This is a genomic window from Mesorhizobium sp. M1365, assembly GCF_040317865.1.
Classification (GTDB): domain Bacteria; phylum Pseudomonadota; class Alphaproteobacteria; order Rhizobiales; family Rhizobiaceae; genus Mesorhizobium.
Genome location: NZ_JAMYLG010000006.1, coordinates 1 through 14105 on the forward strand (window position 1 = coordinate 1; position 14105 = coordinate 14105).

General features: G+C 62.7%; 16 protein-coding genes and 1 pseudogene. 7 read left to right on the forward strand and 10 right to left on the reverse strand.

From position 1 onward, the window contains the following. Positions 1–297 (forward strand): annotated as a pseudogene (locus NKH04_RS09340) (IS481 family transposase); the annotation flags it as partial. A 198-nt stretch (positions 298–495) separates the two neighbouring features. On the opposite strand, the gene NKH04_RS09345 reads toward NKH04_RS09340, so the two are convergent. The 9 genes from NKH04_RS09345 to infC form a co-directional block, all read right to left on the reverse strand. Beyond that, a complete protein-coding gene (locus NKH04_RS09345; RefSeq protein ID WP_353044255.1) occupies positions 496–1098 on the reverse strand; it encodes a nucleotidyltransferase family protein in 603 nt (200 codons plus the stop codon). Between the two features lie 108 nt (positions 1099–1206). Beyond that, positions 1207–1509, reverse strand: coding sequence for a hypothetical protein (locus tag NKH04_RS09350; RefSeq protein WP_352616765.1), 303 nt, complete (start codon positions 1507–1509; stop codon positions 1207–1209). Positions 1510–1608: 99 nt separating this feature from the next. Further along, positions 1609–2193, reverse strand: coding sequence for a prolyl hydroxylase family protein (locus tag NKH04_RS09355; protein ID WP_352501133.1), 585 nt, complete (start codon positions 2191–2193; stop codon positions 1609–1611). A gap of 12 nt (positions 2194–2205) precedes the next feature. Next, entirely contained in the window at positions 2206–4614 is a 2409-nt protein-coding gene (gene pheT, locus NKH04_RS09360; protein WP_353044256.1) for a phenylalanine--tRNA ligase subunit beta, read from the reverse strand. A gap of 106 nt (positions 4615–4720) precedes the next feature. Next, the gene (gene pheS, locus NKH04_RS09365; RefSeq protein ID WP_352451635.1) at positions 4721–5806 is read right to left on the reverse strand and encodes a phenylalanine--tRNA ligase subunit alpha; all 1086 of its coding nucleotides are present in this window, start codon (positions 5804–5806) and stop codon (positions 4721–4723) included. Positions 5807–5902: 96 nt separating this feature from the next. Then, the gene (gene rplT, locus NKH04_RS09370) at positions 5903–6304 is read right to left on the reverse strand and encodes a 50S ribosomal protein L20 (RefSeq protein ID WP_006201247.1); all 402 of its coding nucleotides are present in this window, start codon (positions 6302–6304) and stop codon (positions 5903–5905) included. A 35-nt stretch (positions 6305–6339) separates the two neighbouring features. Then, the gene (gene rpmI, locus NKH04_RS09375; protein WP_006201248.1) at positions 6340–6543 is read right to left on the reverse strand and encodes a 50S ribosomal protein L35; all 204 of its coding nucleotides are present in this window, start codon (positions 6541–6543) and stop codon (positions 6340–6342) included. 192 nt (positions 6544–6735) lie between these two features. Then, positions 6736–7377: a methyltransferase family protein gene (locus tag NKH04_RS09380; RefSeq protein ID WP_352451636.1), complete on the reverse strand. Its 642-nt coding sequence runs from the start codon at positions 7375–7377 to the stop codon at positions 6736–6738. A gap of 200 nt (positions 7378–7577) precedes the next feature. Then, positions 7578–8114 (reverse strand): translation initiation factor IF-3, encoded by a 537-nt coding sequence (gene infC, locus NKH04_RS09385; RefSeq protein ID WP_023677573.1) that lies wholly within the window; start codon positions 8112–8114, stop codon positions 7578–7580. Between the two features lie 215 nt (positions 8115–8329). On the opposite strand from infC, the gene NKH04_RS09390 reads away from it, so the two are divergent. From NKH04_RS09390 to NKH04_RS09405, 4 genes are all read left to right on the forward strand, one after another. Continuing rightward, a complete protein-coding gene (locus NKH04_RS09390; protein WP_352454792.1) occupies positions 8330–9097 on the forward strand; it encodes an alpha/beta hydrolase in 768 nt (255 codons plus the stop codon). 4 nt (positions 9098–9101) lie between these two features. Beyond that, positions 9102–10244: a benzoate/H(+) symporter BenE family transporter gene (locus tag NKH04_RS09395; protein ID WP_353044257.1), complete on the forward strand. Its 1143-nt coding sequence runs from the start codon at positions 9102–9104 to the stop codon at positions 10242–10244. 117 nt (positions 10245–10361) lie between these two features. Further along, positions 10362–10850: a DUF2852 domain-containing protein gene (locus NKH04_RS09400; RefSeq protein ID WP_352616779.1), complete on the forward strand. Its 489-nt coding sequence runs from the start codon at positions 10362–10364 to the stop codon at positions 10848–10850. A 97-nt stretch (positions 10851–10947) separates the two neighbouring features. After that, the gene (locus tag NKH04_RS09405; RefSeq protein WP_352454795.1) at positions 10948–11706 is read left to right on the forward strand and encodes a M48 family metallopeptidase; all 759 of its coding nucleotides are present in this window, start codon (positions 10948–10950) and stop codon (positions 11704–11706) included. Positions 11707–11779: 73 nt separating this feature from the next. Here the strand turns inward: NKH04_RS09405 and NKH04_RS09410 are convergent, their stop codons facing one another. Continuing rightward, positions 11780–11998 carry a hypothetical protein gene (locus NKH04_RS09410; protein ID WP_254815955.1) on the reverse strand — a complete coding sequence of 73 codons (219 nt, stop codon included), beginning with the start codon at positions 11996–11998 and terminating at the stop codon, positions 11780–11782. 163 nt (positions 11999–12161) lie between these two features. Here NKH04_RS09410 and NKH04_RS09415 point away from each other — a divergent pair, with 163 nt between their 5' ends. Both NKH04_RS09415 and trpB read left to right on the forward strand, forming a co-directional pair. After that, positions 12162–12821 carry a phosphoribosylanthranilate isomerase gene (locus tag NKH04_RS09415; protein WP_353044258.1) on the forward strand — a complete coding sequence of 220 codons (660 nt, stop codon included), beginning with the start codon at positions 12162–12164 and terminating at the stop codon, positions 12819–12821. 33 nt (positions 12822–12854) lie between these two features. Next, complete coding sequence (trpB, locus tag NKH04_RS09420; protein ID WP_352813956.1) at positions 12855–14105, forward strand: tryptophan synthase subunit beta; 1251 nt, start codon at positions 12855–12857, stop codon at positions 14103–14105.

A 14105-nucleotide genomic window follows, 5' to 3' on the forward strand; every position in this document is an offset into this window, starting at 1 on the left:
TACAATGCAGAGCGCCCGCACGAGGCGATCGACGGCGCCGTGCCGCTCGACCGCTACCGGTCTTCCCCGCGCGACTTCAGGGAGACCCAGCAGCCCTTCGACTATGCGCCCGGCGACCATATCCGCAAGATCCAGCAGAAGGGCGCGACCTCGCTGTTCGGCCGCCACTTCAAGATCTGCAATGCCTTCGCCGGGCGCGCCGTCGCCTTCCGTGCGACCGACAACGACGGCGTCTTCAACGTCTTCTTCCGCCATCAGAAAATCCAAACCATCGACCTCAACCTCGTCGAGAGATAGCATGGAGCACTGTTCGCGATGTCCTCGCACACCTGTTCGCGATGTCTCCGGTCCAAACAGGGGGGAGATTGGCAGTTCCCGCGCCCTGCCCGCCCTTCCGGCGCCGGTGATTGGCGAAAGCCGAGGCGACATCCGATCTCCCCCCTTGAGGGGGAGATGCCCGGCAGGGCAGAGGGGGGTGCCTCGCGCCGACATTTCCTACCAAGGCATGACACTGATCTCCGGCCAGTTCTCCCTGGCACGCGCGCCCTTTGCCTCGTGCGTCTGGCGACTGTCCAGTACCCGGTTCGGCGTGATGCGAAACGAGAAGATGTCATCCAGGCCAAACGGCGCAACGAGATCAAGTCGCCCGTCCGTATCGAAGCGGACACCGACCGCATGGGTCTTCGAGGCGAAGAAGCGAACCGAGTCGCTGGAACTGGAATAACATGGACAGGACCGTCCGAACTTGGACGGATACCATAGATGCACCCGCGCCTGGTTGCGAATCTCGACCGGTAGGGGCAGATCGGCAAAGACCGGCGCGGCGCGGGCGATCACACTGTCCTCGGCTTCATAGGACAGATCGCTCTCATCGAAATAGAACAGGTCGACATCCCGGATGCCGTACCCCGAGGGCTTTCCGGTCAGATGATTCCAGACGCTGTTGTAAAGCGCGCCGGACACGACCAGCCAGTCCGGCAGGCCCAGCACCCGTACCCGCGACAGCGTCTCGGCAATCAGCGGATCGGCCGAGACGATATCGAGAAAGGCTGCACGCTGTTTCTCGAAAGACAGCCCTGAATAGCGCAAATGGTCCATCGCCCTTTGGACGGCGATTCGTCACCTGCCGGCAACCCCTCTAGATCATCAACGCGCCATGCGTTGTGCAATTATCGGAAAGGGCGTCGTGACGCCCATTTCTGCAGGCTAGTTTCCCTCCCGTCCAAGGCTCATTGTTCGGTCGGTCTCGGACCAGAAGACTGGCTCCTCGATTGACGGCCATTCTTCGCCATACACAAAGCCTTCGATCGCATCTAGCTTTCCTTCAATCCCATCGAAGAACAGCACCATGCCGCAAAGAAGCTGGTCAGGTCCAACGCACGCTACCCGAAGCGAACTGAACACTCGACTCTCAAAGCGCAATTCCGGGGGAACCGATGAGGGAGTGACTCTGGTCATGAATCCTACAGGATCGCGGCTGCGTTCTTTGACTTTCAGCGCACGCATCATGTCAGGAGAAACGCCGGCGGAACGGCAGAACTCTCCTTGACGAAAAACACTTCCAGCGGGGTCAGTTGCATTTAGCTCAGCGGCAGAACGGACAGCGTTTCATTGGCGCTTGTACATCACGTCCGTTCGGATGACGTACTTGCGCCCCGACAGCACCTCGTCGCCGCGATGCTCGATCGGATGGTAGAACGCCAGTGCCATTCCTTTCTTCGGCTTCACCAGAAGACTGCTACCGGCATAGCCCGGCATCTCGCCGCGAAACGAGGTTCCTCCCCCTTCAAATCCATCTGAAAGATAAATCATGAACGTGAACTGACTGCGCTCCAAGGCGTGGCGCTCGAAATAGCCGTCATGGTGCCAATCGAACTTCTGGCCCGGCCCATAGCGATAGAAACGGAAACGCTCATTCAGCCCGGTCAAGCGCCAGTCGCCGAGACCACGATAGAGCAGAGGCCGCGCCCGTGCGAAGAGCAAATCCGCAAGGTCCTCGTCATCGAAGACAACCCGGTCGTTATTGCGAAGCTCCTTCAGGACGGTGGCGCCGCCGGAGCTGTTCACCTTGGCCGCCTCGAAACCGCGCCGTTCACTGTCAGCGATCAGATCGGCGCATTCCTGGTCATCCAAGAACCCGTCGATCGTCCCGATATGCGTTGCCAGCCAGTTGATGGAGAGCTTGTGGTCCATCAGAGCATCCCCTTACATCCGCAGCACGCCGCCGGTCTGCTTGCCGACATTCTCGACGATGCGCTTGGCCAGCGCCTCGAAATCCTCATCGGTCAGCGTCTTTTCGACCGGCTGGATCGACACTTCAATGGCGATCGATTTTTTCGCCGCGCCGAGCGCTGCACCCTCGAAAACATCGAACACCGAGACGCCGGAAATCAGCTTCCGGTCGGCGGCAAGGGCGGCGCGAACGAGTGTGCCGGCTTCGACCGCCTTGTCGACGACGAAGGCGAAATCGCGCTTGACTGCCTGGAAGGCGGACAGATCCAGTCTCGGCTTTGTCCGCGTCGGCTTGGTCTTCGGCTCAGGCACCGCATCGATGAACACTTCGAAGCCGCAAAGCGGGCCGGAGATGTCAAGCCTCTCCAGCGTCTTCGGGTGGAACTCGCCAAACGTGCCAAGGATTACCTTCGGCCCGAGCTTGATCGTGCCGGAGCGGCCGGGGTGATACCAGGCCGGGCCGCTGGCCTCGATCTGCAGCCGCTCGACCGGCGCGCCGCAGGCTTCGAGTGCTGCGATCGCGTCGGCCTTGGCATCGAAGACGCCGACGGCGCCGGCATTGCCGGCCCAATGGCGGCCGGAGCCCTCGAGCCTGGCGGTGCCGCGCCGCACGCCGGCGGCAACACGCCGCTGCTGGTCGGCGCCGTCGCCCTCATAGGTGCCCGACACTTCGAACAGCGCGACATCGCCGATGCCCCTGTCGGCATTGCGTTGCGCTGCCGCGATCAGCCCCGGCAGCAGCGACGGCCGCATGTCCGACATATCGGTGGCGATCGGGTTGGCAAGCTTCAGCGCCTGCTGGCCGCCGCCGAACAATTCGGCGTGTTTTGCCGGAATGAACGACCAGGTGACGGCCTCCATCATGCCGCGCACGGCAAGTGCCCGCTTGGCGGCGCGGGTGCGGATCTGCAGCACAGTCAGGATCCTGGCGTTGACCGCATCGTGCGAACCGAGCGGCTGCGGCGCGATGTTGTCGACGCCGTGGATGCGCATGACCTCCTCGACCAGGTCGGCCTTGCCGTCGACATCCGGCCGCCAGGACGGGACCGCCACATTGACGACATCGCCCGTGCCCTCCGGCCTGAAGCCGAGGCGGGCAAGAATGTCGAGGCTTGTCGAGCGCGGCACTTCGATGCCGGTCAGCCGCTTCACTTCCGACAATGGGAACGAGACGATCTTCGGCTGATGGCCGGCATAGCCGACGACTTCGGTTTGCGCTGGCGTACCGCCGCAGAAATCGAGCACCAGCTTCGTCGCCAGCTCCACACCGGGAATCATCATTTCCGGGTCGACGCCACGCTCGAAGCGGTAGCGTGCGTCGGTGATGATGCCGAGCGTGCGGCCGGTGCGGGCGGTGGTGATCGGGTCCCAAAGCGCCGACTCGATCAGCACGTCGGTGGTGTTCTCGTCGCAGCCGGAATGCTCGCCGCCCATGATGCCGGCAATCGATTCGATGCCGTCCTGGTCGGCGATCACGCACATCTCCGGCGTCAGCGTGTATTCGCGGCCGTCGAGCGACAGCACCTTTTCGCCATCACGCGCCCGGCGCACGGCGAGATTGCCGGTGACCTTCGCAGCGTCGAAGACATGCAGCGGCCGGCCGCGGTCGAAGGTGACGTAATTGGTGATATCGACGAGCGCGCTGATCGGCCTCAAGCCGATGGCGAGAAGCCTTTGCTGCAGCCATTTCGGCGACGATCCGTTCTTGACGCCGCGCACCAGGCGCAGCGCAAAGCCGGGACAGAGCTCCGGCGCTTCGATCGTCACCTTGACCGGCGTCTCGCCCTTGCCGGGGATCGGCTCTATCGGGGCGCTCTTCAGCGTGCCGAGCCCGCTCGCCGCCAGATCGCGGGCGATGCCATGGACACTGGTCGCATCCGGCCGGTTCGGCGTCAGATTGATCTCGATCAGCGGGTCGTCGAGATGGGCATAGGCGGCGAAGCTGGTACCGACCGGCGCATCGGCCGGAAGGTCGATGATGCCGTCATGCTCCTCGGACAATTCGAGCTCGCGCTCGGAGCACATCATGCCATGGCTTTCAACGCCGCGGATCTTGCCGACGGTCAGCGTCACGTCGATGCCGGGAATATAGGTGCCCGGTGCTGCAAAGGCGCCGACCAGGCCCGCGCGGGCGTTCGGCGCTCCACACACGACCTGCACCGGCGGCTTGCCGTCGCCGGTGTCGACGGTCAGCACGCGAAGTCGGTCGGCGTCGGGATGCTGGACCGCCGTCACCACCTTGGCGATGACGAAGGGAGCCAGGCTCGCCCGGTCGTCGACATGCTCGACCTCGAGGCCGATCGAGGTGAGACGCTCGACGATTTCCGCCAGCGAGGCGTCTGTCTCGAGATGATCCTTGAGCCAGGAGAGGGTGAGTTTCATGACTGTGTTCCGTCTGGTCTGGGCACGTTGCACTTGAAGCTATGCGGCCGCGCGTCGGACATGTGCAGGAAGGCGAGCTGCCCGCGGATTTGCTGCGGCCCGGTCGTCACGCGCTCAAGCCCCCGAACAGCGTCGGCATGTCGAGCGGCCTAAAACCGTAATGCGACAGCCAGCGCACATCGGCGTCGAAGAAGGCGCGCAGATCCGGCATGCCGTATTTCAGCATGGCGATACGGTCGATGCCCATGCCCCAGGCGAAGCCCTGGTATTCGTCGGGATCGAGCCCACCGTAACGGAGCACATTGGGGTGGACCATGCCGCAGCCGAGGATCTCCATCCAGTCCGAGCCCTCGCCGAAGCGCACCTCGCCGGGCCGCGAACGGTCGCACTGGATGTCGACCTCGAGGCTGGGCTCGGTAAACGGGAAGAAAGACGGCCGGAAGCGCATCTTGACGCTCGGCACCTCGAAGAAGGCTTTGCAGAACTCCTCCAGCACCCATTTCATGTTGGCGACGTTGGCTGATTTGTCGATCACCAGCCCCTCGACCTGATGGAACATCGGTGAGTGGGTGGCATCGGAATCCTGCCGGTAGGTCTTGCCGGGGATGACGATGCGGATCGGCGGCTTCTGCATCTCCATGGTGCGGATCTGCACCGGCGAGGTGTGGGTGCGCAAAAGCTTGCGCTCCCCCTGCTCGTCCGGCTGGAAGAAGAACGTGTCGTGCATCTCGCGCGCCGGATGGCCTTCCGGGAAGTTCAGCGAGGTAAAATTGTAATAGTCGGTCTCGATGTCCGGACCTTCGGCGATGGCAAAGCCGAGATCGCCGAAAATCGCCGCGATCTCGTCGATAACCTGGCTGATCGGATGGATGCGGCCGCGCTCGGCCGGCGATTGCCTGACCGGCAAGCTGACGTCGACCTTCTCGGCGGCAAGCCGTGCCGTGATCGCCACATCTTTCAGCTCGGCGCGGCGCGCCGAAAGTGCCTCGGTGACGCGGTTCTTGAGGCCGTTGATTGCCGGGCCTTTGACCTGTCGCTCCTCGGCGCTCATCGAGCCGAGTGTCTTCAGCATCTCGGAAACCGAGCCCTTCTTGCCAAGGGCAGAGACACGCACCGCCTCGATCGCCTGCTCGTCGGCGGCCGAGGCGATCTCGGCCATCAGGGAATTTTCGAGAGTTTCCATGTCACTCATGTTCCAGATCCGATTGGAAGCAAAGAAAAACCCGCGCCAGCCCTGCCAGCGCGGGTTTCCCAAATCAAGTATCGAATAGCTTGGGAAGCGCTGGTCTTAAGCGACAGCGCTTTCAAAAGCATTCGGCGTGGTATTCTTCAGGTATTCGAGCGCGACTTTGGCCTTGGCCACGAGTGCGGCGAAGGCCTGCGGCTCGTGGATGGCCATGTCCGACAGGATCTTGCGATCGATCTCGATCCCGGCCTTGTTGAGACCGTCGATGAAACGGCCATAGGTCAGGCCATGCTCATGCGTCGCCGCATTGATGCGCTGGATCCACAGCGCGCGGAACGAGCGCTTGCGGTTCTTGCGGTCGCGATAGGCGTACTGCAGCGACTTTTCCACCGCCTGCTTGGCGATGCGGATGGTGTTCTTGCGACGGCCGTAAAAACCCTTGGCGGCTTTCAGGACCTTCTTGTGCTTGGCGTGCGAGGTGACGCCTCTCTTTACGCGTGCCATGTCATGATCTCCTTAACGCTGTCCAGACCGAAGGCTCAGAGGCCGTTCGGCAGAAAATTCTTGATGACCTTCTTGCCATCCGGTTCAGCCAGAACCATCGTGCCGCGGGCATTTCGAATGAACTTGTTGGACCGCTTGATCATGCCGTGACGCTTGCCGGCTGCAGCCGACAGAACTTTACCCGTACCTGTGATCTTGAACCGCTTCTTGGCGGCCGATTTGGTCTTCATCTTGGGCATTTTGCTACTCCGTTTATATGCGCACCAATGCGCTTGTTTGTTCGCTTCAGGCCGACCAAAGCCCGAAAAGCAAATGAAACCGCCACGGCATGCCCTGCCGGGCGGTTTTTTGGGAACGGCGGTCCTATACGTCAAAGCGGGGGCGCGCGCAACACCCCGTGCCCAGCAACACTGTACTCAGCAACACCGTACTCAGGGGAAACGGAACAGCACCGGCAATATGCCGGACTGCTGGGCGCCGTCGATCAGTTCGAAAGCCGGCAAGGCAACCAGGAAGACCAGACCGTCGAGCAGCGTGGTTCGTAGCAGGCGCGGCTTGAAGCCGCCGGTGTCGCCTTCCTGATACAGCGACAGTTTCGGGAAGAAGCGCGGCACTTTCAACAGGTAGGCCTGGTATGGCGCGCCAAGAACCTGCCTGAGGAATTTCTCCTCGCGCAGGATAACGATGTAAAATGCACCCGCGCAGAGCGCTCCAAAGCCGATCGTGGCGGTGATGGAGCCGATCTGTGCGCCGACACCGGCGGCAGCTAAAGTAGAGAAGACATAGAGCGGGTTGCGGGTGATCGAATAGGGTCCGCCGGTCACCACTTCGGAGGATTTGCGTCCACCAATATAGAGCGTCGACCACAAGCGTCCGACAACGCCGAGAAAGATCAGCAGGACGCCGACCATTTCGATCGTTTCATGCACAGGCGTATCGGGCGGAAAAACCGACTGCCCGAACAAAAGCATCGCGAAAAGGACGACGACGACGACGGCAAGCACCATCCTGCGCGTGTGCTGGTAGCTGCCCAGCCCATATTTGGCTTCCGAATGCTTGACGTCATTGACCATGTCGGGAATCCGATCGTCGAGGGAACCAGAGCGTCTTTGCTCTCGCCGGCGATCGCAGCGTCTGGCCAAGAAACAGGCGCCCCGCCGATCGCCGGGACGCCTTGCAACATGATTCAGGCGGATTTAATGCACGTCGCCCAAAAGTGCGCTGCGGTTTTGCGACAACGACATGCACAAACAGAACTAAAGCGCAACGCGCTTTAGCGGGGCGCCAGCACCATCATCATCTGGCGGCCTTCGAGCTTCGGTTCGGCTTCGACCTTGGCGATGGGCGCCACTTCCTCGCGAACCTTGTTCAGAAGCTGCATGCCGAGTTCCATATGCGCCATCTCGCGACCGCGGAAGCGCAATGTCAGCTTGACCTTGTCGCCTTCCTCGAAAAAGCGCCGGACGGCCTTCATCTTGGTCTCGTAGTCGTGGCTGTCGATGTTCGGGCGCATCTTGATCTCCTTGATCTCGATGACCTTCTGGTTCTTGCGCGCCTCGGCCGCCTTCTTCTGGTTGGCGTATTTCAGCTTGCCGAGATCGAGGATCTTTACGACGGGCGGCACTGCATTGGGCGATATCTCGACCAGATCGAGCCCAGCCTCTTCGGCGAGCAGCAATGCGTCGTTGATGGAGACATCGCCGCGGTTCTGGCCTTCGGCGTCGATTAGCTGGACCCGGGGAACCCGGATGTCACGGTTGGAGCGCGGGCCTTCCTTGGTGGGCGCCGCTGCTTTGAAAGGTCTGCGAATGGTCGTGGTCTCCTTGAGCCGTTTCGTTAAGGGGTTCTTCAGTTCAGAATTGCGAACGCGCAATGTGGTGAGCGCGCGGTCGGAGTCAATAGCACAGCATTCTCAGGAAATCACCTGCTCGATGGAATGCTCCTCTGCACCAAGCGAAGAAAGTGGCGGAGCACTTTTCGTTGAATGCCTTGCTGTGCCAAAAGACCGGCGTGAGGGAATACACCATGAGCACCACCCCGATCTTCCTGGACGTCGACGGGACGAGCATCGCCGTCAGGCATGCGGCAGGTGCCGAGCCCGGTATCGTCTGGCTTGGCGGCTACAAATCCGACATGCTGGGCACCAAGGCCGAAACACTGTCGGAATGGACGCGCAAAGAAGGCCGCGCCTTTCTCCGCCACGATTATTCCGGCCACGGCGAATCGGGTGGCGCCTTTGCCGACGGCACCATCTCGAAATGGCTGGGCGAGAGCCTGGCCGTTTACCGCCGTTTCACCCAGGGCAGGCAAATCCTGGTCGGCTCGTCGATGGGCGCGTGGATCGCGCTGCGCATGGTGCAGGAATTGCGCAAGGCGGGCGAGAACAGCGTCGCCGGCCTTGTGCTGCTGGCCCCGGCGCCCGATTTCACATTCGAACTGGTGGAGCCGGTGCTGACCGGGGCGCAGAAGCGCAACCTCAGGAAAAAGGGCTTTTTCGAGGAGCCGTCGGACTATTCCGCCGAACCGTACATCTACACGCGCGCACTGATCGAGGACGGCCGCAACAACCGGGTGATGACCGGGCCGATCGACACGCACTGTCCGGTCCACATCCTGCAAGGGCTGGCCGATCCCGACGTGCCGTCGAGCCATGCGCTGAAGCTGGTCAGCCTGCTGCCGGCCGACGACGTCACGCTGTCGCTCATTCCGGACGGCGACCACCGCCTGTCGCGGCCGCAGGATCTCGACATGCTGGTGCGGGCGGTGGACGCTATGGTGCGGCAGGCGGGATAGAGACATGCGCATTTCCATTCCGGTGTCCGCCTTCGTGGCGGCGATCGTCGGCTTCGGCGGTACGCTGGCCATCGTCATTGCCGCCGCCAAGGCGGTCGGCGCAACGCAGGTCGAGACCGCAAGCTGGGTGACGGCGCTTTGCCTGGCGATGGCGATCGAGAGCCTGTGGCTGTCCTGGCGTACGAAAATGCCGGTCATCACCGCCTGGTCGACGCCAGGCTTGGCGCTGATCGCCGCGTCGACCGGCTTTTCGATGGGTGAGGCGGTTGGTGCCTTCGTCGTCACCGCGGTCCTGCTGATCACCACAGGCCTGTTCGGGCCCTTGACCAAGCTGATCGCCAGAATACCGGCGTCCGTCGCGTCCGGAATGCTGGCCGGCATCGTCGTCACCTTCGCCATCAATGCGGTGAAAACCGTTCCCGTCGATCCCTGGCTGATCCTGCCGCTGGTTGCGGCGTTCTTCGTCATCCGCCTGTTCAACCCGGCCCTGTCGGTGCTGCTGGTACTGATCGGCGGCGGTCTCGCCGCCTTCCTCACCGGCCGGGTCGGCGGTCTGCCGGCACCGGAACTCTCGAGCTTGACGCTGGTGACGCCGCAGTTCACCGCCACTGCGATCATCGGCCTCGCCTTGCCGCTCTACCTCGTCACCATGGCCTCGCAGAACCTGTCCGGCCTCGCCGTGCTGAGGGCAGCCGGCTATCATCCCGAACCCGGGCCGCTGATCGGCGTCACCGGCCTGTTTTCGCTGCTGACGGCGCCGTTCGGCGCCTCGACCACCAATCTGGCGGCAATCTCGGCGGCGATCTGCACCGGGCCCGACGTGCATCCCGATCCGGCCGAGCGCTGGAAGACCGGGCCGTTCTATGCGTTGGCCTATCTCGTCTTTGCCCTGTTCGGCGCCTCGCTGGTGGCGATCTTCGCGGTATTGCCGCAGAGCCTGATCGCGCTGGTCGCCGGCCTGGCGCTGATGGCGCCGCTCGCCAATGCACTGTCGATCGCCTTGAAAGACGAGGACGAGCGAATGGCCGCCACCGTCACCTTCGCCGTCACCGCATCGGGGCTGACGCTGTTCGGCGTCGGTGCGGCGTTCTGGGGCCTGATCGCCGGATTGGTCGTGCTTTTCCTTGAAATGCTCAAAAAGCGATAATCATTTCAGCCGCTTGTCCGGTTTTGGCGGTTGCTGTCTTGAATCGCCGTTTTCTTCATCCCATTTCGATTCCACGCAGCCGGATTTGGCTGTCTCCAACTGAAGGATTGGGAGAAAATGAACACATCTGCATTGATCCGTCCGGCCTGGACGCCGGCAACCATCGCGTTGATGGTAATCGGGTTCATGGTGTTCTGGCCGCTCGGCTTCGCCATGCTCGCCTACATCATCTGGGGCGACCGGCTCGAGGGCTTCAAGCGCGACGTCAACCGCGCCACCGACGGCATCTTCGCCGGTTGCCGCCGCGGTTCCGACAGGGCCGCGCGCTGGGGCCATGGCTCCGCACGCACCGGCAACGTCGCTTTCGACGACTGGCGCGAAAAGGAACTCGAGCGGCTTGCCGAGGAACGCCGCAAGCTCGACGAGATGCTGAGCGAGTTCGATGAATATGCCCGCGAATTGCGCCGCGCCAAGGACCAGGAAGAGTTCGATCGCTTCATGGCCAACCGCAACAAGTCGACGTCGCCCACGACGGGTGGGTCAACTGGCTCGACGACGAACAACAAACGCGGCGGCAACTCCACGCCAGGCCTGCTCGACGAGTAAGGTCCCGTGCCCAGATAGATAATCCAACGGCGTCGCGTTAGCGGCGCCGTTTCTTTTTTGTTCTAGTCGTTTCCCTCGAATCACGTATCGTCCCGGAATGTCCTTCGGCTTCTTCCGCACCCCGACGAAACCCAAGCCCACGCCCGTCGTGGAGCGCGAGCATTGCGTTGCCGGCCGCACGCTGCCGCTCAAGATCGTCGAGAACGACCGGGCGCGGCGCCTGACGCTGCGCATCGATTCCGGCGGCCGTGGTCTGCGCATCACCGTGCCGCCGGGGCTGCGCCGCGGCGAGGTGGAAAAATTCCTCGACCGCCATCAGGACTGGCTGGAGCAAAGGCTGGCCAAGGTACCCAACCGGCCGCAAGTGCGGCCCGGCATCAAGGTACCGGTGCGCGGCGTGCCGCATCGCATCGTCCATGAACCGTCGAAACGCGGAACCGTCACGCTGTCGCGCGACGATCGCGGGCCGCTGATGATCGTGCATGGCGAACGCGTGCATCTGCCGCGCCGCATCGCCGATTTCCTGAAGCGCGAAGCCAAGCGCGAGATCGAAGCGCTGGTGACCAAACACAGTGCGGCGGTCGGCAAGCGCGCCAAGGCGATCCGCTTCAAGGATACGTCGAGCCGCTGGGGATCGTGCACGTCGGATGGCAATCTGTCGTTTTCCTGGCGCATCATGATGGCGCCGCGGCCGGTGATAAACTACCTCGTCGCGCATGAGGTGGCGCATCTCAAGGAGATGAACCACGGCCCGAAATTCTGGAAACTATGCGAGCAGCTTTGCCCGGATACCGAGCGCTGCAAGGATTGGCTCAAGCGCAATGGCGGCGCGCTGCAGGCGATCGCGTTCGAGTAGGATGCTTGTAGGGGCACGAAATGGAAACTGTAGCGATCCTTCGCGCCGGCCTCAATAGATTCTGCACTGCCGATCAATCGTCATTGGCCGCGTTCAACTCCTCCGGCCGCAACCCCTCATCGACATGGCGCGGCCAGGGCAGGAAATCCTTCTCGAAGGTCTCGTTGCTGAAATAAGCCAGCGCCCGGTGCGCCTCGGCGCCATTGAAGGCTGCCTTGTCCATCAAATGAGCGATGACCTCATGGGCCTGCGCCAGCTTTTGCCTGAGTTCCGCGACGGTCTTTTCCGGCATGATCTTTGTTCTCCCGCCTCTGTGCCTGAGCAAGTAGCGTTGCGCTCTTATATTAGCAAGGCAGCGCGTTGCGCTCTTACTTAGCAAGGTAGCGCGTTCCGCGCTGGCGGCAAACAGGACGCTTTTTCTCGACTCTTTGGCCGTTTCGTGCCAATCCCGCGCCATGGCGCTGGACATCAAGATATGCGGGTTGAAGACCGACAAGGCACTGGCTGCGGCATTGGCCGGCGGCGCCAGCCATGTCGGCTTCATTTTCTTTGCCAAAAGCCCGCGCTATGTCGAGCCGGCGGAAGCCGGCCGCCTGCGCGAAGCGGCGCGCGGCAAGGCCAAGGCGGTTGCCGTGACGGTCGACGCCAGCGATGCGTTCCTGGATGACATCGTCGAAAAGATGCAGCCCGATATGCTGCAGCTTCACGGCGCCGAGTCTCCCGAGCGGGTGGCCGAGGTGAAGGCCCGCTACGGCTTGCCGGTGATGAAGGCACTGCCGGTCAGCGGGGCCGCCGATCTCGGGCGAGTCAAGCCCTTCATCGGCATTGCCGACCGCTTCCTGTTCGATGCCAAGCCGCCTAAGGGTTCGGAATTGCCGGGCGGCAACGGTCTTGCCTTCGACTGGCGCATTCTGGCTGGCCTTGACGCCGGCGTCGATTACATGCTTTCCGGAGGGCTCAATGCCGGCAATATCGGCGACGCCTTTCGGCTGGCGAACCCGCCCGGAATAGATGTTTCCTCGGGCGTGGAGAGCGCGCCGGGCGTCAAGGAACCGGCGCTGATCGAACAATTTTTCCGCGCCGTCGGGGCAGCACGCGACAACCGCGCCGCCTGACCACGCTTCAAACCACAGACCAGGAGATCGGCGATGGACAAGCCGGCGATACCGAATTCCTTCCGCACCGGCCCCGACGAGCAGGGCATGTTCGGCATTTTTGGCGGTCGTTTCGTTGCCGAAACGCTGATGCCGCTGATCCTCGAGCTGGAGCGGCACTGGAACGAGGTCAAGAACGACCCGGATTTCAAGGCCGAACTGACCGATCTCTCGACGCATTACGCCGGGCGGCCGTCGAAGCTCTATTTCGCCGAAGGCCTGACCAGGCATCTTCGTGAGGTGTCCTCGGCGAAGGGCCTCGGGGGCGGCGCAAAGGTCTATTTCAAGCGCGAGGACCTGAACCACACCGGCTCGCACAAGATCAACAACTGCCTCGGCCAGATCCTGCTCGCCAAGCGCATGGGCAAGACGCGGATCATCGCAGAGACCGGCGCCGGCCAGCATGGTGTCGCTTCCGCTACGGTGGCGGCGCGTTTCGGCCTTCCTTGTATCGTCTATATGGGTGCAACCGACGTCGCCCGGCAAAGCCCCAACGTCTTTCGCATGAAGCTTCTGGGCGCCGAGGTGCGGCCGGTAACGGCCGGCCACGGCACGCTGAAGGACGCCATGAACGAGGCCCTGCGTGACTGGGTGACCAATGTCGAGGATACCTATTACCTGATCGGCACCGCCGCCGGCCCGCACCCCTATCCAGAGCTGGTGCGCGACTTCCAGTCGGTGATCGGCACCGAGGCGCGCGCCCAGATCCTCGAGCAGGAAGGCCGGCTGCCGGACACCATCATCGCTTGTGTCGGCGGCGGTTCCAACGCTATCGGCCTGTTCCATCCCTTCCTTGACGACAGTGAGGTGCGCATCATCGGCGTCGAAGCCGGCGGCCGCGGCCTCGACGGCATCGAGCATTGCGCCTCGATGAGTGCCGGCGCGCCCGGCGTGCTGCATGGCAACCGCACCTACCTCTTGCAGAACGCCGACGGCCAGATCATGGACGGCCACTCGATCTCGGCCGGGCTCGACTATCCGGGCGTTGGGCCGGAGCACTCATGGCTGCGCGATTCCGGCCGCGTCGACTATGTGCCGATCCTCGACGACGAGGCGCTGGAGGCGTTTCAGCTGACGACACGCGTCGAGGGCATCATTCCGGCGCTGGAATCGGCCCATGCCATCGCACAGGCGGTGAAGATCGTGCCTGACATGGACAAGGACCAGATCGTCATCGTCAACCTGTCCGGCCGCGGCGACAAGGACGTGCATACGGTGGCCAATATGCTGGGCATGGAGATCTGA

Coding starts and splice junctions, on each gene's coding strand:
- NKH04_RS09345 (WP_353044255.1), bottom strand. CDS start 1,098: ATGGACCATTTGCGCTATTCAGGGCTGTCTTTCGAGAAACAGCGTGCA.
- rpmI (WP_006201248.1), bottom strand. CDS start 6,543: ATGCCCAAGATGAAGACCAAATCGGCCGCCAAGAAGCGGTTCAAGATC.
- rplT (WP_006201247.1), bottom strand. CDS start 6,304: ATGGCACGCGTAAAGAGAGGCGTCACCTCGCACGCCAAGCACAAGAAG.
- NKH04_RS09395 (WP_353044257.1), top strand. CDS start 9,102: ATGCGCATTTCCATTCCGGTGTCCGCCTTCGTGGCGGCGATCGTCGGC.
- NKH04_RS09415 (WP_353044258.1), top strand. CDS start 12,162: ATGGCGCTGGACATCAAGATATGCGGGTTGAAGACCGACAAGGCACTG.
- NKH04_RS09355 (WP_352501133.1), bottom strand. CDS start 2,193: ATGGACCACAAGCTCTCCATCAACTGGCTGGCAACGCATATCGGGACG.
- NKH04_RS09400 (WP_352616779.1), top strand. CDS start 10,362: ATGAACACATCTGCATTGATCCGTCCGGCCTGGACGCCGGCAACCATC.
- NKH04_RS09410 (WP_254815955.1), bottom strand. CDS start 11,998: ATGCCGGAAAAGACCGTCGCGGAACTCAGGCAAAAGCTGGCGCAGGCC.
- trpB (WP_352813956.1), top strand. CDS start 12,855: ATGGACAAGCCGGCGATACCGAATTCCTTCCGCACCGGCCCCGACGAG.
- pheS (WP_352451635.1), bottom strand. CDS start 5,806: ATGAGTGACATGGAAACTCTCGAAAATTCCCTGATGGCCGAGATCGCC.
- NKH04_RS09405 (WP_352454795.1), top strand. CDS start 10,948: ATGTCCTTCGGCTTCTTCCGCACCCCGACGAAACCCAAGCCCACGCCC.
- NKH04_RS09350 (WP_352616765.1), bottom strand. CDS start 1,509: ATGATGCGTGCGCTGAAAGTCAAAGAACGCAGCCGCGATCCTGTAGGA.
- NKH04_RS09390 (WP_352454792.1), top strand. CDS start 8,330: ATGAGCACCACCCCGATCTTCCTGGACGTCGACGGGACGAGCATCGCC.
- NKH04_RS09380 (WP_352451636.1), bottom strand. CDS start 7,377: ATGGTCAATGACGTCAAGCATTCGGAAGCCAAATATGGGCTGGGCAGC.
- pheT (WP_353044256.1), bottom strand. CDS start 4,614: ATGAAACTCACCCTCTCCTGGCTCAAGGATCATCTCGAGACAGACGCC.